18 protein-coding genes and 1 tRNA gene are annotated in these 19,680 nt (G+C 66.8%); 7 read left to right on the forward strand and 12 right to left on the reverse strand.

Annotated elements, in window-relative coordinates:
• Window positions 1–2: 2 nt before the first annotated feature.
• Window positions 3–78, reverse strand: a tRNA-Arg gene (locus G8O29_RS04695).
• A 249-nt stretch (window positions 79–327) separates the two neighbouring features.
• On the opposite strand from G8O29_RS04695, the gene G8O29_RS04700 reads away from it, so the two are divergent.
• Together G8O29_RS04700 and G8O29_RS04705 are read left to right on the forward strand one after the other, a co-directional pair.
• Window positions 328–1,344, forward strand: coding sequence for a LacI family DNA-binding transcriptional regulator (locus tag G8O29_RS04700; protein WP_166402051.1), 1,017 nt, complete (start codon window positions 328–330; stop codon window positions 1,342–1,344).
• A 35-nt stretch (window positions 1,345–1,379) separates the two neighbouring features.
• The gene (locus G8O29_RS04705) at window positions 1,380–2,255 is read left to right on the forward strand and encodes an FkbM family methyltransferase (protein ID WP_166402052.1); all 876 of its coding nucleotides are present in this window, start codon (window positions 1,380–1,382) and stop codon (window positions 2,253–2,255) included.
• Between the two features lie 431 nt (window positions 2,256–2,686).
• Here G8O29_RS04705 and G8O29_RS04710 read toward each other — a convergent pair whose 3' ends face one another.
• Complete coding sequence (locus G8O29_RS04710; RefSeq protein ID WP_166402053.1) at window positions 2,687–3,550, reverse strand: D-amino-acid transaminase; 864 nt, start codon at window positions 3,548–3,550, stop codon at window positions 2,687–2,689.
• A gap of 4 nt (window positions 3,551–3,554) precedes the next feature.
• Window positions 3,555–4,517 (reverse strand): N-acetyl-D-Glu racemase DgcA, encoded by a 963-nt coding sequence (dgcA, locus tag G8O29_RS04715; protein WP_166402054.1) that lies wholly within the window; start codon window positions 4,515–4,517, stop codon window positions 3,555–3,557.
• 148 nt (window positions 4,518–4,665) lie between these two features.
• Here dgcA and G8O29_RS04720 point away from each other — a divergent pair, with 148 nt between their 5' ends.
• Window positions 4,666–5,622, forward strand: coding sequence for an L-malyl-CoA/beta-methylmalyl-CoA lyase (locus tag G8O29_RS04720; RefSeq protein WP_166402055.1), 957 nt, complete (start codon window positions 4,666–4,668; stop codon window positions 5,620–5,622).
• A gap of 9 nt (window positions 5,623–5,631) precedes the next feature.
• On the opposite strand, the gene G8O29_RS04725 is transcribed toward G8O29_RS04720, so the two are convergent.
• The 4 genes from G8O29_RS04725 to trpS form a co-directional block, all read right to left on the reverse strand.
• Window positions 5,632–5,967 (reverse strand): tRNA-binding protein, encoded by a 336-nt coding sequence (locus G8O29_RS04725; RefSeq protein ID WP_166402056.1) that lies wholly within the window; start codon window positions 5,965–5,967, stop codon window positions 5,632–5,634.
• Window positions 5,964–6,776 (reverse strand): pyrroline-5-carboxylate reductase, encoded by an 813-nt coding sequence (gene proC / locus G8O29_RS04730; protein WP_166402057.1) that lies wholly within the window; start codon window positions 6,774–6,776, stop codon window positions 5,964–5,966. The genes G8O29_RS04725 and proC overlap by 4 nt, the downstream gene beginning before the upstream one ends.
• A 27-nt stretch (window positions 6,777–6,803) precedes the next feature.
• The gene (locus G8O29_RS04735; RefSeq protein WP_166402058.1) at window positions 6,804–7,307 is read right to left on the reverse strand and encodes a type III secretion system chaperone family protein; all 504 of its coding nucleotides are present in this window, start codon (window positions 7,305–7,307) and stop codon (window positions 6,804–6,806) included.
• Window positions 7,308–7,730: 423 nt separating this feature from the next.
• Window positions 7,731–8,786 carry a tryptophan--tRNA ligase gene (trpS, locus tag G8O29_RS04740; protein ID WP_166402059.1) on the reverse strand — a complete coding sequence of 352 codons (1,056 nt, stop codon included), beginning with the start codon at window positions 8,784–8,786 and terminating at the stop codon, window positions 7,731–7,733.
• 85 nt (window positions 8,787–8,871) lie between these two features.
• On the opposite strand from trpS, the gene G8O29_RS04745 reads away from it, so the two are divergent.
• Window positions 8,872–9,561 carry a rhomboid family intramembrane serine protease gene (locus G8O29_RS04745; RefSeq protein WP_166402060.1) on the forward strand — a complete coding sequence of 230 codons (690 nt, stop codon included), beginning with the start codon at window positions 8,872–8,874 and terminating at the stop codon, window positions 9,559–9,561.
• Here the strand turns inward: G8O29_RS04745 and murJ are convergent.
• The 3 genes from murJ to G8O29_RS04760 are packed head-to-tail and all read right to left on the reverse strand — an operon-like array spanning window position 9,552 to window position 15,054.
• Entirely contained in the window at window positions 9,552–11,096 is a 1,545-nt protein-coding gene (gene murJ / locus G8O29_RS04750) for a murein biosynthesis integral membrane protein MurJ (protein WP_166402061.1), read from the reverse strand. The two genes, G8O29_RS04745 and murJ, sit on opposite strands and share 10 nt — an antisense overlap.
• Complete coding sequence (locus tag G8O29_RS04755) at window positions 11,093–13,861, reverse strand: [protein-PII] uridylyltransferase (RefSeq protein WP_166402062.1); 2,769 nt, start codon at window positions 13,859–13,861, stop codon at window positions 11,093–11,095. Before G8O29_RS04755 ends, murJ begins: the two co-directional genes overlap by 4 nt.
• Window positions 13,862–13,878: 17 nt before the next feature.
• Window positions 13,879–15,054: a penicillin-binding protein activator gene (locus G8O29_RS04760; protein ID WP_166402063.1), complete on the reverse strand. Its 1,176-nt coding sequence runs from the start codon at window positions 15,052–15,054 to the stop codon at window positions 13,879–13,881.
• 73 nt (window positions 15,055–15,127) lie between these two features.
• On the opposite strand from G8O29_RS04760, the gene rsmI reads away from it, so the two are divergent.
• From rsmI to gshB, 3 genes are read left to right on the forward strand one after another with little or no spacing between them, the layout of a single operon-like run.
• Complete coding sequence (gene rsmI / locus G8O29_RS04765; RefSeq protein WP_367890124.1) at window positions 15,128–16,018, forward strand: 16S rRNA (cytidine(1402)-2'-O)-methyltransferase; 891 nt, start codon at window positions 15,128–15,130, stop codon at window positions 16,016–16,018.
• Between the two features lie 4 nt (window positions 16,019–16,022).
• Window positions 16,023–16,421 carry a YraN family protein gene (locus tag G8O29_RS04770; RefSeq protein ID WP_166402065.1) on the forward strand — a complete coding sequence of 133 codons (399 nt, stop codon included), beginning with the start codon at window positions 16,023–16,025 and terminating at the stop codon, window positions 16,419–16,421.
• A 56-nt stretch (window positions 16,422–16,477) separates the two neighbouring features.
• Window positions 16,478–17,422: a glutathione synthase gene (gene gshB, locus G8O29_RS04775; RefSeq protein ID WP_166402066.1), complete on the forward strand. Its 945-nt coding sequence runs from the start codon at window positions 16,478–16,480 to the stop codon at window positions 17,420–17,422.
• Here gshB and G8O29_RS04780 read toward each other — a convergent pair.
• Together G8O29_RS04780 and G8O29_RS04785 are read right to left on the reverse strand one after the other, a co-directional pair.
• On the reverse strand, window positions 17,419–18,309 hold the full coding sequence (locus tag G8O29_RS04780; protein WP_166402067.1) for a hypothetical protein: 891 nt from the start codon (window positions 18,307–18,309) through the stop codon (window positions 17,419–17,421). The two genes, gshB and G8O29_RS04780, sit on opposite strands and share 4 nt — an antisense overlap.
• Window positions 18,310–18,496: 187 nt before the next feature.
• Window positions 18,497–19,303, reverse strand: a complete 807-nt coding sequence (locus G8O29_RS04785) for a CPBP family intramembrane glutamic endopeptidase (protein ID WP_166402068.1) — start codon at window positions 19,301–19,303, stop codon at window positions 18,497–18,499.
• Window positions 19,304–19,680 lie beyond the last annotated feature (377 nt).

The raw sequence follows: 19,680 nt of genomic DNA on the forward strand, positions 1-19,680 counted from the left end.
AATGGTGACCCCGGATGGATTCGAACCATCGACCTGCCGCTTAGGAGGCGGCCGCTCTATCCCCTGAGCTACGGGGCCACACGCGCCCTCATTGCGTCGAAAGCCGCGCAAAAGCAACCACCGGAAATGAAAAGGGGAGGCAAGTTTTGGCCCACTACCCCCCCTTTGGTCCGTCGTGTCCAGTGTGAGAGCTTGCAGGACGCGCCAGATATCGCCAGCTGCCGATATGACCGGCGGCTGTTAGCGGTAACAGTAACATGCGAAACCGCCTTGGACAAGCCTTGTCTTTGACGCTAACAAGTTAGGACGCATGAACGGACCCGTCCCTTGACCAAGCCCACCCCCGATCCGCGCCATACCCTCACCCTCCGCGATGTGTCCGAGGCTTCGGGCGTCTCGGAAATGACGGTCAGCCGGGTGCTGCGGAACCGGGGCGATGTCTCGGCCGCCACGCGCGAGAAGGTGCTGGAAGCCGCACGCGCGCTTGGCTACGTCCCGAACAAGATCGCCGGGGCGCTTGCGTCCCAGCGGGTGAACCTGGTGGGTGTCGTCATCCCGTCCCTGTCGAACATGGTCTTTCCCGAGGTGATGACCGGCATCTCGGAAACGCTGGAAGGCACCGGCCTGCAACCCGTCGTCGGCGTCACCAACTACCTGCCCGACCGCGAGGAATCCACCATCTACGAGATGCTGTCCTGGCGCCCCTCGGGCATGATCATTGCCGGTCTCGAACATTCCGCCGCCTCCCGCGCCATGCTGGCCCGGGCGGGCATTCCCATCGTCGAGATCATGGACATCGACGGCGATCCCATCGACCACGCCGTCGGCATCTCGCACCGCCGCGCCGGGCGCCAGATGGCCGAGGCGATCATCGCCGCCGGTTACCGCAGGATCGCCTTCCTCGGCACCCAGATGCCGAACGACTTCCGCGCGAAGAAGCGGTTGGACGGCTTTGAAGAGGCGCTGGCCAGGGCAGGGCTGTCGCTGGTGGACCGCGAATACTATTCCGGCGGCTCGGCGCTGCTGAAGGGGCGCGAGATGACGGCAGCCGTCCTTAACCGCACGCCGGACATCGATTTCCTGTATTATTCCAACGACATGATCGGGGCAGGGGGGCTGCTTTACTGCCTGGCGCAGGGCCTGGACGTGCCCGACCGCATCGGCCTCGCCGGGTTCAACGGGGTCGAGCTTCTGGACGGTCTCCCCCGCAAGCTGGCGACGATGGACGCCTGCCGGCTGGAGATCGGTCGCAAGGCGGCCGAGATCATCGCCGGAAAGGCCATGCCGGGCGAAAAGGTCGAACTGTTCCCGACGCTGCAACCCGGCGACACGATCCGTCGCTGACCGATGGTCCGCGCCTGCCTTTCCCGGATGGCGGCATGAGGCTTCCGCCGCATCTCTGTGCCGACCTGATTCGCGCCCTGCCGCTTGCCCTGCCGATCGAGGTGGTCGACATCGGCGCTTCCGGCCTGCCGACCAGCGAAAAGCCGCCCTACGACCCTTTGCTCGCCCATGGACTCGCCCGGCTGACCGGGTTCGAGCCGAACCCCGAGGAACTGGCGAAACTCCCCGTCGCCGCCGCCCGGCGCTATCTGCCGCATGCGGTGGGCGATGGCGGCCCGGTGACCCTGCACCTGACCCGGCATCCGGGCTTTGTCTCGACCCTGGCCCCCGATCCCGCGGTCACCGCCCATATCCATTCCTTTGCCGCCCTGACCGAGGTCACCGGCCGGCACCCGGTGCAGACCGTGCGGCTGGACGATCTGGCCGATCTGCCGCACATCGACTTTCTGAAGATCGACATCCAGGGTGGCGAGCTGGCGGCCTTCCGGGGCGGAGCGCAGAAACTGGCCCGCGCGCTCTGCATCCAGACCGAGGTCGCCTTTACCCCGATCTACCGCGACAAGCCGCTGTTCGGCGATCAGGACGCGCTGTTGCGCAGCCTCGGCCTGCGGTTCTTCGGCTTTGCCTCGGCACATCGCTTTCCGTTCACCGGCACGCCGGACGACCTCTATTTCCCGGCAAAGCGGCGCGACGTCGGCCAGCTGATCGACGCCGATGCGGTCTATCTGACTGACTTCACCCGCTGGGACGACCTGCCGGACGCAGATCTGACACGCCTCTTCCTGATCCTGACTCTCTGCTATCCCACGCTCGGCGCGACCTTGCGGCTGGCCGGGCTGCTGGCGGGTCGGGGTATCCTGTCTCAGGCGCTGCACCGCCGCCTTGTTCAGTCTGCCGGGACGACTGCCTAGGATGGAAGGCTTTGCCCGCAAGATGAGCCTGCCACCATCCTGCGCCGCATCCTGACCCATGACCGGGGCGCCGAGAGGACCTGCCACCCGCAACTCGCCCGCCGCCTGAAGATCGACATCCGGGTCTGCGACCCCTACATGCCCAGGCCGCGCGGATCGAAGGTGACCACCAATGGGCTTCTACGCCAATGCCTGCCGACGGGAACCGATCTGCGCCGGTTCTCCTAGTGCGATCGCGACCCCATCGCCAGGCTGGTGAACGACCGCCCCCGCAAGACGCCGGGATGGATAACTCCCGCTCAGGCCCTCGCCGGGGAATTCCGGAAAGCCGTCACAGATGGTGCACTTCGAACATGAGTTAACCAGACGTGAATGCCCACGGCCAACCCATTGATTCCAAACGCCGCGCAAGAGCGTCCGCGCGTGGCACCTCAGATCGCCGCCTTGCGCATCTCGTCCAGGTAGATCTCCCGCAACCGGGTTGCCACCGGCCCCGGCTTGCCGGTCCCCACCGGTTTCCCATCCACTTCCACCACCGGCATCACGAAGATCGAGGCTGCGGTCGCGAAGGCCTCGTCCGCCCCCTGAGCCTCGGCCGGAGTGAAGGCCCGCTCTTCCACCTCGAACTGCGCCTCGGCGGCAAAGCGCAGGACGGCGGCCCGAGTGATCCCGTGCAGGATATCATTGCCCAAGGCCCGGGTGATGATCCGGTTCCCCTTCACGATATAGGCGTTGTTCGAGGTTCCCTCGGTCACCGCCCCCGCCTCGTCGATGAACCAGCTGTCATCCACCCCCGCCTTCTTCGCCGCCATCTTCCCCATCGACGGATACAGAAGCTGCACCGTCTTGATATCCACGCGAGACCAGCGCAGGTCCGGGATCGTTATGACCCTGAAGCCGACCTTCGCAGCCGGGGCGTCCGCGAGATTCGGGATGTTCTGGGTGAAGGCCACCACCGTCCCCGGCAGATCGGCGGGCGGGAACAGGAACGACCGATCCCCCGGATTGCCCCGCGTGACCTGAAGGTAGATCATCCCCTGATCGATCCCGTTGCGCGCCACCAGTTCCCGGTGCACCGTCAGCAGGTCCGCCGACGAGATCGGACAACTCATCTCCAGCTCGCGCAAGCTGCGCTCCAGCCGCCGGATATGGCCGTCGAAATCGATCAACTTGCCATCCAGCACCGAGGTCACCTCATAGACCCCGTCGGCCATCAGGAAGCCCCGGTCGAAGATCGAGACACGGGCCTCGGTCTCGGGCAGGTAGTCGCCGTTCAGATAGACGATGCGGGTCATGCGCTTATCCCCAGAGGTTGGCATCGGGCGGGTGGACCCCTGCGTCGTCGTAGCGCAAGGGGTGGGGCCGGTCTTCGGCCAGAAGCAGCGGGCCGTCAAGGTCTGTCCAGTCCGCGCCCTGGGCCAGCAGGACGGCAGGCGCCATCGCCAGCGACGACCCGACCATGCAGCCGACCATGACCCCGAACCCCATGGCCCGGGCGAGGTCAAGGGTCAGGACGCCCTCAGTCAGTCCGCCGGTCTTGTCGAGCTTGAGGTTGACCACGTCATACTTCCCGACCAGCGCCGGCAGGCTGGAGCGGTCATGGCAGCTTTCATCCGCGCAGACCGGGATCGGGCGGGGCAGGTTGGCCAGCGCCGCGTCCTGTCCGGCCGGAAAGGGCTGTTCGATCAGCGCGACCCCGGCTGCGCGCAGGTGGGGCAGCAGGGCAAGGTAGGTCTCCGCTGTCCAACCTTCGTTCGCATCGACCAGAAGGGCAGAGCCCGGTGCGCCGGTCCGGACGGCGTGCAACCGGGCAAGATCGTCGGGCGAACCAAGCTTGACCTTCAGGATCGGACGATGGGCATTGCGCGCCGCGGCCTGTTGCATCGTCTCCGGGGCTGCCAGCGACAGGGTATAGGCCGTGAGAATCGGCCTGGGGGGTGGCGCACCCGTCAGATCCCAGATCCGCTTGCCGGCCGCTTTCGCCTCAAGATCCCACAGCGCGCAATCGACCGCGTTCCGGGCTGCCCCGGCCGGAAGCAGCGCTTGCAGGTCAGGGCGCAAGATCCCGTCCGGCAGTCCCTGAATCTGCCGGCGGACGCTCTCCAGCGTCTCGCCATAGCGGGCGTAGGGCACACATTCGCCCCAGGCGGTCGCCCCGTCGCGGGCAATGCGCACCGTCAGCACCTGCGCCTCGGTCTTGGAGCCCCGGCTTATGGTAAAGGTCTGCGCCAGGCGGAAGCGGTCTTCAAGGACGGTCAGCATGGGCTTTTGTGGCCGGGCGGCCGGCAAGGCGCAAGCCCGGATTTGCAGCCGCATTGCTGCGCCTGCGAAATCAGGCTTGCGAACATGCGCGCAAGATCATATCGCAGGCGCAGCACCGAACGAAACTTGCTTGCCGAAGGACCCGCCCATGAGCTTCCGCCTGCAACCCGCTGCCCCCGCCCGTCCGAACCGCTGCCAGCTGTTCGGCCCCGGCTCGCGGCCCGAGCTTTTCGCCAAGATGGCGGCGTCGGCGGCGGATGTCATCAACCTGGACCTGGAGGATTCGGTCGCCCCCGCCGACAAGCCGCAGGCGCGGGCGAACATCATCAAGGCGATCGGCGACATCGACTGGGGGCGCAAGACGCTTTCCGTGCGGATCAACGGGCTGGACACGCCCTTCTGGTACCGCGACGTGGTGGACCTGCTGGAACAGGCGGGCGAGCGGCTGGACCAGATCATGATCCCCAAGGTCGGCTGTGCGGCGGATGTCTATGCGGTCGATGCGCTCGTCACCGCCTGCGAGGCGGCGGCGGGGCGGCAGAAGCGGATCGGCCTGGAAGTCATCATCGAGACGGCAGCCGGCATCGCCCATGTCGAGGAGATCGCGGCCTCGAGCCCCCGGTTGCAGGCGATGAGCCTGGGGGCGGCGGATTTTGCGGCCAGCATGGGGATGCAGACGACGGGCATCGGCGGCACGCAGGAAAACTACTACATGCTGCGCGAGGGGCAGAAATACTGGGCCGACCCCTGGCACTGGGCGCAGGCCGCGATCGTGGCGGCCTGCCGGACCCATGGGGTTCTGCCGGTGGACGGGCCGTTCGGCGATTTCAGCGACGACGAAGGGTTCCGGGCCCAGGCGCGGCGCTCGGCGACGCTGGGGATGGTGGGCAAGTGGGCGATCCATCCGAAACAGGTGGCGCTGGCGAACGAGGTCTTCACGCCCTCGGAGGCGGCGGTGACCGAGGCGCGGGAAATCCTGGCGGCGATGGAGGCCGCGAAGGCTGCCGGTCAGGGGGCAGCGGTCTACAAGGGCCGCCTGGTGGACATCGCCAGCATGCGCCAGGCCGAGGTCATCGTGCGGCAGGCGGAACTGATCGGAGTCTGAGGCCCGGCCTCAGAACAGCTTTCCGCCCAGAGGCACCTCTTGCTCCGGGCCGACCAGCACGACGGCGCCTTCGGCATCGGGCAGGCCCAGGACCAGAACCTCGGACAGGACCGGGCCGATCTGGCGCGGCGGGAAGTTGACCACGGCCAGCACCTGCCGACCGATCAGCTGGTCGATGGTGTAGTGTTTCGTGATCTGCGCCGACGACCGCTTCTCGCCGATCCCGGGGCCGAAATCGACCCAGAGCCTGTAGGCGGGCTTCCGTGCCTCGGGGAAGGGTTCCGCGCGGGTGATCCGGCCGACGCGGATGTCGACGCGGGCGAAATCGTCGTAGGTGATGGTCATTGCCCGAGCTCCCGCCCTCGGTCGGCGGCGGCCTTCACGGCGCGGCGCAGAAGCATGGGAAAGCCGGTGTCCGGGTCCATCAGCACCGATAGCGCGGCGGCGGTGGTGCCCCCGGGCGAGGTGACGTTGATGCGCAATTGTGTCGCCGTGTCGGGGCTTTGGTGTGCCAGTTCCCCGGCGCCGCAGACCGTGGCGCGCGCCAGTTGCATGGCGATGTCGGCAGGCAGGCCCTCGGCCTCGCCCGCAGCGGCCAGGGCCTCGATCAGGTGAAAGACATAGGCCGGACCGGACCCGGAAACGGCGGTCACGGCGTCGATCTGATCTTCGCCGGACAGGTCTACGACCTGCCCCACAGCCGCCATCAACGCGCGTGCGAGGGCGAAATCGGCGTCGGAGACCCGGGCGTTGCGGCAGAGCGCGGTGATCCCCCGGCCCACCATCGCGGGGGTGTTCGGCATGGTGCGGACGATGGGGGTGCGGGGGCCGAGGGCTTCCTCGAAGGTGGCGATCTTCGTCCCTGCCGCGATGGAGACGAACAGCGTCGCGCCATTGCCCAGGGCCTGAAGCGCGGGCAGGGCAGTGCCCATCATCTGCGGTTTCACGGCCAGAATCGCCACAGCCGGGGCCTTCGGCACCCCTTCGTTGAGATGCACCCCGGTGCCGCGCAGCCAGTCGGTCGGGTTCGGCTCGATCACCCAGACCGAGCCGGGCGGCACCCCGGCGGCCAGCCAGCCGGTCAGCAGCGCCGTCCCCATCTTGCCGCAGCCCAAGAGCACCAGCCCGTCCCGGGCCACACGTTCCAGACTCATGGACATCCCCTTCAGAACGGGGAGAGGTTAGGCGCGCCCGTAGGCCTCGGCAATGGCAACCTTCATCGCCTGGGCCGGGGTCTGGTCGCCCCAGGAGACCAGCTGGAAGGCTGGGTAGAAGCGTTCCGAGGCGTTGACGGCGGCGGCGATCAACCGGTCGATCTGTTCCGGCCCCGCCATCTGCCCGCCCGACAGCACAAGGCCATAGCGCCAGACCATCAGCTTCTGTTCCGGCCACCAGGTGAAGGCGCCGGACCAGACCATGTCGTTGCAGCGGTTCAGCACATCCAGAAGCGCGGGCAGCCTTTCGGGGGGCGGGTCCATCTCGAAGGTGCAGATCAGGCGCAGGGTTTCGTCCTGATCGCTCCAGGCAAGGGTCAGCGAATAGGTGCGCCACTGCCCCTCGACCGCCATGGCGATCTGGTCGTCGGTCACGCGGTCGAATTCCCAGGCGTGGTGTTCGGCCAGGGTCTCGACGATGTCGATCGGATGGAGATCTTCCATCGCAGCGTAGTCTTCGGAAAGCGACATGCCCGGCCTCATCATGAAGCTTCTGGCGGGCCTGAACCCACTAGAAACTGGGTATCTGGCAAGGATCTGCGTTTGCCCGACGAGACCCTTACTAGATATGGTGGGACACGAGCGAAAGCCTGTAAAGCGATTTCTTGCGAAAATAGCTGTGGAAAAGCGGAATTCCTTGTGGGGAGAGTCTGTCGAGTCAAAGGCTTGGGGTTCCGGGCGCGCAAGGCTGCCTCTTCGACAAGCTGGAGCAGAAAAAATGCCCCCGTGCGGGGGGAGCACGGGGGCGCGTCGGAACAGGTCGCGGCCGCTCAGGGGACAGACTGGCCGGACCGGGGCGATGGGGACAGATCGCATCTCCGGACGCGCCGAAATTAGGGGCCGGCTGAATCGGGAATGTGACAGGACCGCGCCCGCCACGGCAAAAGCTGTGGATTACTTCCGGCGCGAGCGGATCATTCCGGTGATGTCGTACACCTGTTCGAGAATCGGCCGAGCGATGGCGTCGGCCCGGTCCGCGCCATCGCCGAGGATGCGGTCGATCTCTGCCGGGTCGGCCATCAGGCGGTTCATCTCGTTTGTGATCGGCGACAATGCGGCGACGGCAAGATCGACCAGGCGGGGCTTGAAGGTCCCGAACTGGGCACCGGCGAATTCGCTTATGACCGCTTCGACCGACTGACCGGACAATGCCGAATAGATGTTCACAAGGTTTCGCGCCTCGGGCCGATCCTTCAGTCCCTCGACCGTTGCCGGCAGGGGATCGGGGTCGGTCTTGGCCTTGCGGATCTTGGCGGCGATGGTTTCGGCATCGTCGGTCAGGTTGATCCTCGACTGGTCCGAAGGGTCGGACTTCGACATCTTCCTGGTGCCGTCGCGCAGCGACATGACACGTGTCGCGGCCCCTTCGATCAGCGGCTCGACCACCGGGAAGAAATCCACCCCGTAGTCGTTGTTGAACTTGATCGCGATGTCGCGGGTCAGCTCCAGATGCTGCTTCTGGTCCTCGCCCACCGGGACCATGGTGGCGTGATAGGCCAGGATATCGGCGGCCATCAGCGCGGGATAGGCAAAGAGGCCAAGGCTGGCCGCTTCGGCGTTCTTGCCGGCGGTCTTGTCCTTCCACTGGGTCATGCGGGACATCCAGCCCATCCGCGCGACGCAGTTGAAGATCCAGGCCAGTTCGGCATGTGCGCTGACCTGGGACTGGTTGAAGAGGATGGAGCGTTTGGGGTCGATCCCCGCAGCGATGAAGGCGGCCGCACCCTCGCGCGTCTGCTGGCGCAGTTTCGCGGGGTCCTGCCAGACGGTGATCGCGTGCATGTCCACCAAGCAGTAGATCGTCTCGATCCCTTCTTCCTGCTTTTCGACAAAGCGTTTCAGCGCGCCAAGGTAGTTGCCCAGCGTCAGCCCGCCCGAGGGCTGGATGCCCGAGAAGATGCGCGGCTGGAAGGTTTTCGGCGTTTGGACCGCCGAAGCCTGCGAGGTCATGAGATTGCTCCGTCTGGAAAGTCCTGCCGAACCCGCGTAATCCAAGGGACAACAGGCGTCAATCGGGCGAGGCGGGCAGGACAGCATGGATCAGGACATCAACGCGCCTCCGCTTAATCCGCTGCCCTGGATCGTCTGGGTGCTGGCCCTGCCGCTGATCGCGATGGAGGTGGTTCTCTCGCTTGCCGAGGCTGGGCTGGTCGGGGGCGTGCAGGGTGCCGGCTGGCGGTTGCAGGCGGTGGAGCGCTTCGGGCTGTTCCCCGAGCTTCTGAAATACCAGTGGGAAACCGGCGGTCATCCGCTGGCCGAATTGCACCGGCTTGTAAGCTACACCCTTGTCCACGGCAGTTTCACTCACGCGCTTTTTGCGGTGGTGATGGTTCTGGCCCTGGGCAAATGGGTCGGCGAGGTGTTCCGCTGGTGGGCCGTGCTGATCGTGGTGTTGGGGTCGGCTGCCGCGGGGGCGGTGTCCTACGGGCTGTTGATCCCCGGCATCAGGATGCAGCTGATCGGGGCCTATCCGGCGATCTACGGGCTGATCGGGGCCTTTACCTTCATGGTCTACACCAACCTGTCGCGGGTCGGCGCGAACAAGTGGCGCGCCTTTTCGCTGATCGGGTTCCTGCTGTTCTTCCAGTTCGTCTTCGGGATGCTGTTCGGTGGCGGCTGGGACTGGGTTGCGGATGTGAGCGGCTTTGCCTTCGGCTTTCTGGTGTCCGTCGTGGTCAGCCCAGGCGGCTTTCGGCGGGTGCTGGAACAGGTGCGTCAGCGCTGACGGCGCAGCGCCCTGAGGTCAGACAGGCGCACCGCCCTTAGCCCGAAGGCGGCGACGGCATAGCTTGCCATGCCAAGCGCGATCAGCAGGACCAGCGCCAGGATGCGCCAGGCCTGCGCCTCGAGCAGCGGTTGCAGAAGGCTGCACCCGAACCAGAGCGCCGCGCCCATCAGGGCCGAGGCCGCCGCAGTGCGCCAAAGTCGCGACAGGAAACGGGCGTCGAAGCGGGTCTCCTCGCCCAGACGACGCGCGCCCCACCAGAGCTGGCCGACCATGACCCAGGCCGACAGCGTGGTGGCCCAGGCGGCGGCGGAGAAGCCGATCCAGGGCATCAGGCCGAAGGCCAGCGCGGCGTTCAGGATCATGGACCAGACGGCATAGCGGAAGGGGCTGCGGGTGTCCTCGCGGGCGTAGAACAGCGGTTGCAGCGCCTTTTGCAGCACGAAGGCGGGCAGGCCCAGGCCGTAGATCGCAAGCGCAAGCGCCGTCGCGGCGGTGTCTTCGGACCCGAAGGCGCCGCGCTGATACAGGACCTGAGTGATCGGCAGCGCGATGACCACCAGCGCGACGGCGGCGGGAAGCGTCAGAAGGAGCGCGAATTCGGTGCCGCGGTTGAAGGCCTCGCGGCCCCCGGCGCTGTCCCCGGCCTGGAGGCGGCGGCTGAGTTCGGGCAGAAGGACAGTGCCGACGGCGATGGCGACGACGCCAAGCGGCAGTTGATACAGGCGGTCGGCATAGACCAGCCAGGAGATCGCGCCTTCGGTGCCGGAAGCGACCTGACGCGAGACGAGGAGGTTGATCTGCACCACGCCCCCGACCAGAAGCGCGGGGCCCATGTTGACCATCATACGGCGAAAGTCGGGGGTGAGGCGGGGGAGCCTTAGCCGGGGGCTGAACCCGATGCGGCGGGCGGCGTAGAGGGTCCAGGCCAGTTGCGCGATGCCGGTGATCGGGGTGGTCCAGGCCAGCGTCAGGCCCATGTCCCAGCCCATGCGATGGGCAAGCAACATGGCTGCGATGAAGACGAGGTTCATCAGCACAGGCACCGCGCCGGCCTCGGCAAAGCGGCCATGGGCGTTCAGGATGCCGGACAGGAGCGCGAAGAGCGAGATGAAGCCGATGTAGCAGAAGGTGATCCGGCCGAAATCGACCGCCATGTCAAAGCGGCCATCGCCGACGAAGCCTGCGGCCATCGCCCAGACAAGGGCGGGCATCGCCAGCGTGCCGATCAGGGTGAAGACGATCAGGAAGACGGTCAGGCCGGAAAAGGCGTTCTGCGCGAAGTCCTCGGCATCGGTTCCGGCCTCAAGCTTTTTTGAATAAAGCGGCACGAAGGCCTGGTTGAAGGCGCCTTCGGCGAAGAAGCGGCGGAACATGTTCGGCAGGCTGAAGGCCACGTTGAAGGCATCCGCCACCGGCCCGGCGCCCAGGTAGGCGGCCATCATCAATTCCCGCACCAGACCCGCGCCGCGTGACACCAGCGTCCAGCCGCCCAGCGTCAAGATGTTGCGGATCATGCCGCGCGAACTGCTCATGTCGCGGCCCTTTCGGCCCCTTCCGCGATGGCCTGGCGCAGCTTACGCTCCAGCGCGTCCTGCCGGTGTTTCTGGTGCAGCTTCAGGCCGAACATGTCTTTGACGTAGAAGGTGTCCACCACCTGCGCGCCATAGGTCGCGATCACGGCTGAGGCGATGTAGATGTTGTTCGTGGCCAGCGTCCGGGTCAGGTCATACAGCAGACCCGGCCGGTCGCGGGTATCGACCTCGATGATCGTGTAGATGTCGGAGCCTTCGTTGTCGAAGGTGATGTGGGTCGGAAAGCGGAACTCGCGTTCGCGCTTCTTCACCTTGTCGCGGTCCTTCAGGGCGTCGCGCGCCACGACCTCGCCCTTCAGAGTCTTGTCGATCATCTGGCGCAGGCGCGGCAGACGGCTGGCCTCGTAGGGGTGGCCCTCGATGTCCTGCACCCAGAAGACGGCCGTCGCATAGCCGTCCTTCGAGGTATAGGTGCGCGCATCCACCACGTTCGCGCCCACCAGCGCCAGCGCGCCCGCCAGGCGGGAGAAGATGCCGGGATGGTCGGCCAGCGCGAAACAGGCGCGGGTTGCGTCGCGGTCGGGGTCGGGGTGCAGGTCGATGCGGATCTCGTCGTCGCCGATGCCTTGCAGAAGCCGGGCAAAGACCTCGTGCGTGTCGGTGGACAGACCCTGCCAGTAGGGCGGGTAGTGGCGGGTCAGCTCGTGTTCGACCGCCGCGGGATCCCAGCCTTTCAGCCGATCGGCCAGGGCGCGGGTCGCCTCTTCCTGCCGGTTCTCGCGGTTCAGCGTTTCCAGCCCGCCTTCCAGCGCCTCGGCGGTCTGCTTGTACAGCTGGCGCAGAAGCATGGCCTTCCAGTTGTTCCAGGTCCCCGGCCCGACGCCGCGGATGTCGCAGACCGTGAGGACGGTGAGGAGGTCCAGCCGTTTCCGCGTCTTTACCGCCTTGGCAAAGTCGCGCACCGTGCGCGGATCGCCGATGTCGCGTTTCTGCGCCATGTCGGACATCAGCAGGTGATAGCGCACCAGCCATTCCACCGTCTCGCATTCCTCGGCATCCAGACCCAGCCTCGGTGCCACCCGGCGGGCGATCTGGGCGCCCAGGATGGAATGGTCCTCGGGCCGGCCCTTGCCGATGTCATGCAGGAGCAACGCCACATAAAGCACTCGCCGGTTCACCCCCGCCTTCAGGATGCCGCTGGCCACGGGAAGTTCCTCCACCAGCTCTTCGCGCTCGATCTGGGCGAGGCAGGAGATGGTCTGGATGATGTGCTCGTCCACCGTGTAGTGGTGATAGACGTTGAACTGCATCATCGCGACGATGGGCTCGAATTCCGGGATGAAGGCCGCGAGAACCCCCAGTTCGTTCATCCGGCGCAGGGCGCGTTCGGGGTTGCCGTGCTTCAGCAAGAGGTCAAGGAAGATGCGCTGTGCCTCGGGGTCCTCGCGCATCTCGTCGTCGATCAGGTCGAGGTTCTGCGTGACGATCCTCATCACGTTCGGATGCAGAAGATACTTCGTCCGCAGCGCCTCTTCGAAAACCCGCAGCAGGTTCAGCTTGTCGGCCAGGAAGGCCTTGGGATCGGCGACGTCGATCCGGCCCTGCACCAGCTTGTAGCCCTTCTTCACCCGCTTGGTCATCTTGAAGATGCCGAAGAGGCTGGCCTCGCGCTTGGCGTGACGGGCCTCCAGCTCGGTCAGGAAGATGCGGGTCAACTCGCCCACCCGGGTCGCCAGGCGGAAATAGTCCTGCATGAAATGTTCGACTGCGCGGCGTCCGGCGGTGTCGCGGTAACCCATGCGAGAGGCGACCTCGACCTGCAAGTCGAAGGTCAGCGTGTCGGTCGGTCGGCCGGTGATGTAGTGCAGATGACAGCGCACCGCCCAGAGGAAATCCTCGGCCCGGGCGAAACTGTCGAACTCCTCGCGCGACAGAAGCCCCGCGCCCACCAGCCCCTCGGCACTGGGCACGCGGTTGAGATACTTGCCGATCCAGTAGAGCGTCTGAAGATCGCGCAGCCCGCCCTTGCCTTCCTTCACGTTGGGTTCCAGCACATAGCGCTGGCCGCCCTGCCGCTTGTGCCGTTCGGCCCGTTCGGCGAGCTTGGCCTCGATGAACTCCGGGCCGGAATTGCGGAACAGATCGCCCCAGAGCCGCGCGTCCAGATCCTCGGCCAGGGGCCGGTGGCCGCAGATGAAGCGGTGCTCCAGCAGGGCGGTGCGGATGGTGATGTCCTCGCGGCCGAGGCGAAGGCAGTCCTTCACCGTGCGCGTGGCATGGCCGACCTTCAACTTCAGGTCCCAGAGCATGTAGAGCATCGTTTCGATGACACTTTCCGCCCATGGGGTGACCTTCCAGGGGGTCAGGAACAGCAGATCCACGTCGGACTGCGGCGCCATCTCGGCCCGGCCATAGCCGCCGACGCCAAGAACGGCGATGCGCTCGGCCTCGGTCGGGTTGGCGAGGGGGTGCAGTTTCATCGCGGCGGCAAGCGCGACCTGGACCATCACATCGGTCAGCGCCGCCTGGGCCGAGACCAGCGCCCGTGCCTGGCGCGGCGTCCGCGCGAAGGCGGTCTCGAACGAGGCGGCGGCCTCGGTCCTGGCGTCCAGCAGGGCGCGCACGGCCAGCGTGCGGGCCGCCTTTGCATCACCGGCCGCGCTCAGCGCCTGCACGACGCGGGTCGTCAGCGCAGCGGCATCCGGCACCGGGTAGTCCGGGCCGGAGCCAGAGGGCTTGCCCGCGACCGCGGCATCTGCGTCCACGCTGGTCTGTCCCGGTCTCAGAAGCCTGCGCCGGCAAAGCTGCGCGGCGCGGGATCGACCACCACGACCTGATTGCCACGGATCTGGGCCACGGCCAGACCACGCTGGTTGGTGCCGTCGGGCAGGAACCGGAAGATCCCGGACACGCCGGCAAAGCCTGCCGACTGGGTGAGGTCGGTCTTGCTGATCGGAGCCCCGCCGCGGACCCGCCCGGCCAGCGCGCCGATGGCGGCGATGCCGTCATAGGCCAGGGCCGCCACCGGCGCCGGCTGGCTGCCGTAGGCCGACTGGTAGCGCGCGCGGAACTGCGCGGTCAGACCGGGATCGGGCATGGCGAACCAGCCGCCCTGCACGCCGGGCAGCGAAAGCGTGGCGGGCGGAATGTCCCAGCGGGTCAGGCCGATGAGCTGGGTGGTCGAACGGTCGAGGCCGTTGTCCAGCAGAAGCTGGCTGAGCAGGGGCAGCGCGCCGGCGGTATCGGCCGTCAGGAACAGCGCCGTGGCCCCGGACGAGCGCGCGGTGCCGACGATGCCGGAAGCCGCCTGCACGATGCCGTTCTGCGAGAATTCGTAGGAGGTAACGCCCACCACCTTGCCGCCGGCCGCCGCCACGCCGCGTTCGATGGCGGCCTTGCCGACCTCGCCTGCGACGTTGCGGTCATGCACGATCAGCACGTTCGACTTGCCGTTGCGGACCGCATAGCCGGCAAGCCGGCGCGCGGTGACGTCGAAGGTCTGACCCAGGACAAAGACATTGCCGCCCGCAATGGCTGCGTTGTTCGAGAAGGCCAGCACATTCACCCCGGTGCTGGCCACCGCGACGCCCGCCGCATTGGCCTCTTCGGAATAGAACGGGCCGAGGAGGATCTGGGCGCCCTCGTCCACCGCCTGTTTCGCCAGGGCCGAGGCCTTCGCCGGGCTGCCGCCGGTGCGGTAGACGCGCAGGTCCACCTTGACGCCCGACAGGTCCGCCATCGCCAGCCGGGCGGCATTTTCCAGGTTCGAGCCGAAGATTTCGTCCTGCGACTGACCCGATCCCGAGGGGATCAGGAGGGCCACCTGGACCGCCCCTCCGCCGGTTGGAGGCGGCGTGCCCGGACCCGCAGCCGGAACGCAGGCGGACAAGACGACGGCGCCAAGGCCAACCAGCATCTGGCCCAGCGACTTGCGGGCCCGGCGAATAACGGACAACATGGTGGTTCCTCACTGTTGCAGCAGGACTGCGATTGCCGGGCAGGGTAAAGGGTTCGATGCGGGAAGTAAACTTGTGAGGCCGACCTCCGAGGCCCCTGATTCTGCGGCAAATCCCGGCCTGCGCGCCATTCCGCCGGGGCTGCACTTCGTCGCGACGCCGATCGGCGCGGCGCGCGACATCACGCTGCGGGCGCTGGACGTGCTGGCGGGGGCAGACGTGCTGGTGGCCGAGGATACCCGGACGCTGAAACACCTGCTGGAAATCCACGGCATCGCGCTGGGCGGGCGGCCGCTGATTGCCTATCACGACCATTCGGGCGAAGGCCCATTGCAGCGCTTGCTGGGCCATCTCGCCGAGGGCAAGAGCCTTGCCTATGCCTCCGAAGCCGGGACGCCGCTGATCTCGGACCCGGGCTTCGAACTGGCGCGGGCCGTGGCCGCGGCAGGACTGCCGATGACCGCCGCCCCCGGCCCCTGCGCGGCGATCTGCGCACTGACGCTGTCGGGCCTGCCGTCGGACCGCTTCATGTTTGCAGGCTTCGCGCCGGCGACACGGGCGGCAAGGCGGTCGTTCCTGGCCGAACTGGCGGGCGTGCAGGCGACGCTGATCCTGTATGAAAGCCCCAAGCGGCTGGCCGACCTGCTGTCGGACATGGTCGCAGCCTTCGGCCCGACCCGCCGGGGTGTAGTGTGCCGCGAGTTGACCAAACGCTACGAAGAGGTTCTGCGCGGCCCCTTGCAGGATCTGGCGACCGAGGTCGCAGGGCGACAGATCCGGGGCGAGATCGTCGTGCTGGTGGATCGCGCCCCGCCGGTGTCTGCAACCACGGAAAGCATCGCCGATGCACTGGACGAGGCGCTGAAAAGCATGTCCGTTAAGGATGCAGCAAGTTTTGTGTCGCAAACTCTGGGCGTGTCGCGCAAGATCGCCTACCAGATCGCTCTCGACCGCAGCAGGGAATAGGGTCATGCCGTTCGATTTCGTTGCCGCGCCCGTCAGAACCGCCCGCTCGGCGCGCGGCCTGGCAAACCATCTTGCCGGCCATGCCGCCGAGGCCGCCGTTGCACGGCTTTACGAGGACCGTGGGACGGCCATCTGCGCGCGGAACTGGCGCGGCAGCGGGGGCGAGATCGACCTGATCGGTCGCGATGGGGATGTGGTCGTCTTCGTCGAGGTCAAGCACAGTCGCACGCATGACCTTGCCGCCTCGCATCTGTCGCAGGACCAGATCGGCCGCATCTTTGCGACAGTCGATGAATTCCTTGCCGGCGAACCCAAGGGTCTTCTGACCGATGTCCGCATCGATCTTGCCCTGGTCGATGGCCTGGGTCGGATCGAAGTCCTGGAAAACGCCTTCGCCGGCTGAATTGCATCTTCCGCTGCCTTCGGTCATCACTCGTCTGCACAGGACGGAGTGAACCGATGCCCCTCAAGGTTGCCTTGCAGATGGACCCGATCGGGTCGGTCAACATCAACGCCGACTCCACCTTCCGCATCGCGCTTGAAGCGCAGGCCCGGGGACATGCGCTGTTCTTCTACACGCCCGATCGCCTGGCCTTTGTCGAGGGCCGGGTTCTCGCGCGGGGCTGGCCCATCGAGGTGCGGCGCGAGGTCGGCAATCATGTGAGCTATGGCACTGAGACCGAGGTCGATCTGGGCGACTTCGACGTGGTCTGGCTGCGCCAGGATCCGCCCTTCGACATGGGCTACATCACCACTACGCATCTGCTGGAGATGATTCATCCGCAAACGCTGGTCGTGAATGATCCGTTCTGGGTGCGGAACTCGCCGGAAAAGCTGCTGGTCCTGCGCTTTCCGGACCTGACGCCGCCCACCGCCATCGCCCGCGACCTGGCGACGATCCGGGCGTTCAAGCACCGCCACGGCGACATCATCCTGAAGCCGCTTTACGGCAATGGCGGCGCGGGCGTCTTCCGGCTGGACCCGAACGACCGCAACCTGTCGTCGCTGCACGAGCTGTTCATGGGCATCAACCGCGAGCCGCTGATCGTGCAGAAGTTCCTGCCCGCGGTGGAAAGGGGCGACAAGCGGGTGATCCTCGTCGATGGCGAGCCGGTGGGCGCGATCAACCGCGTACCGCAGGCGGGTGAAACCCGGTCGAACATGCATGCCGGCGGGCGGCCGGAAAAGGTGGGCCTGACCGACCGCGACCTGGAAATCTGCCGCGCTATCGGCCCGACCCTGCGCGAGAAGGGTCAGGTCTTTGTCGGCATCGATGTGATCGGCGACTGGCTGACCGAGATCAACGTGACCTCGCCCACCGGCATCCAGGAACTGGAGCGTTTCGACGGCACCAATGCCGCCGCCCGGATCTGGGAAGTGATCGAGGCGAAGCGGGCCGCCTAGGCAAGCCCGCTGTCGGGATAGGCGCTGACGACGCGCCAGACGATATCCTTCATCCAGCCTTGCTGTGCCGCCGTGGGCCAGCCCGGTTCGCCCCGCAGTCCCGGGATCTCGCGCGGGTCGCGGCCGTAGATCACCGCGTAATGCGCCAGGGCGATCAGGAAGGCGCCTTTCGCGTTGACGTGGATGTCGTCCTCGAACAGCTCCTGCATCCGCGTCAGGCCCGGCGCCGTCCCGGCGCTGATCGCGTCATACACCGCGGCCATGATCTTCGGCCCCGGAATCACCCGCATCGGCGGGCTGCCCTGCGGCCGGTTGGCGTTCACGAAATCGGCGATGGATTGCCAGGCCGTCATCTCGACGTCCAGCCGCTTGCGGAACGGGATCTTCTGATCCTCGGTCCAGTCCCATTGGCTGGGCTTGCCGCTGTCGAGGCTGATCCACGACGCGTAATAGACCGTCTCGGCGCCCTTGCCGCCGCGGCCCTTCTTCCAGGCGTGTTCGAACCAGGTCAGCGCGATCCGGTCTGCGTGGTGCGCCTCGAGCGTGGCGCGCACCGCCACCCGTTCGGTCAGCACCAGAAGATCATACTTCGCGATGTCGCGCCGGGCATCCACCCTCAGGTTGAGGTCGTTCTGCCAGCGATGTTCGGCCGGGCTGCCGGGAATGGTCGAAAGATCAATCGCCATGCCGCGCGACTGCTGCCCTCCGGCGGCCCTGACCAGGATCTCCAGGGGATGCGGGATGGGATCGGTCAGACTGTGGCCCGACATCACCATGCGCAGGTTGAAGGGCCGCTGGACGGGTTCGGCGCCGGCCGCTCCCTTGGCGAGAAGGGGAAGCGAGGCGAGGCCGGCAAGCACGCGGCGGCGGCTGGAAGAATGCGACATGGCAATGACCTTTCACGGGAACCGACCCCGACAGACTACAGCGCCAGGTCCCGGCTGGAAAGGCTTGCAGCCGGTTCCGGGCACCCGGCCGGACGGATTGCGACCTAAGGTCGTTCCGCTCGGCATGCGACACCCGGAAGGGTTGTGCCCTCCGTCCGGTTCGCCGGCAGGCCGGTTGCGGCCGGGGTCACCTAGGGAAGGGCGCCGGGGTTGCCGGGGAGCGGCCATCCGGCCCGGACGGGGGATGGTTCGGCAGCTTGCGCAAGAGGACCAGACTGTAGAGGAAGTTCGGCAGCACCACGAGCAGCGGCACGAGGTAGCTGCCTAACTGCACCGGCCCTTCCGGCAGCGGGTATTGCGCGGTCTCGTAGGCCAGAAGCAGGATGCCGAGGTTCCAGAACAGGTGATAGGTCACCGCCGTCCAGATCGACCCTGTGCGCAGCATCAGTGCGACCAGGAGAAACCCGGTCATCATCGCCGCCACCGCCTGCGCTGCGGCAAGGCGGATATCCCCTAGGGAAAAGGCGTTGAGGACATGGACCGCGCCGAACAGCACCGAGGTCAGGACAAGGGCGGGCCAGAGCCGGAGGCGCATGCGCAGGGCCTGGAACAGGATGCCGCGGAACATCCATTCCTCCGACAGGGCGACAAGGGCAGTATTGATTGACAGGAACAGGATGGCTTGCGTCGGCGGCAGCCCCACGGCGAAGGCGATGGCGTAGAACGGCAGGAGGGTCAGCAGCGGGAACCAGACGAACCGGGCAAGCGACCGCCCGGCCGGAGGACAAAAGCCCAGATCGCGCCAGCCGAAGGCGCGTGTCGCGATGGCAAGGACCGCAATGGCGACGACCACGTTCCAGGCGATGCCGGTCGAGAGCAGTCCGACGATCTCGGCCATGCCGCGTGCGTCCGGCCGCAGGTAGGCGCCGACGGCGACGGTCGCGCCAAGCCAGGCGGCAAGGGTCACAAGCGCTTTGGGCAGTCGGTTCGGCATCTTGGTCCCGAGGCTTCGCGGTCACGTTGCCGGGGCAGACCCGGTGCGGAGCGAGACGCTCCCGGTCGAGCGTCCCGGCCAGCAAGGACTAAGCGCGCCGGCGTCCTGCGGCAAGGGCAGAGGCGCGCCCGACGCCAGGCGAGGGATCCGCCCGGTCGACCAGAGGGCCCGGCGAGAGTGGCAGGACCGTCCACTGCGGCGAAGGCGGGCCGTGCACCGGCCGGGGCGGTCGTGGCGGGCTTTCGGACCCTAGGACTTTTGGCCTGTATCGGGGGCGTGCGGGGCAGGTTATGGTGGCGTGGAACCGATCCCGAAGGCAGAAGACCATGGTTCCGCATGCTGACCTCCGCCCGCTGCACTCTGCCCTGATCGTGGAC

This window comes from Rhodobacter calidifons (genome assembly GCF_011174775.1).
Classification (GTDB): Bacteria; Pseudomonadota; Alphaproteobacteria; order Rhodobacterales; family Rhodobacteraceae; genus Tabrizicola; species Tabrizicola calidifons.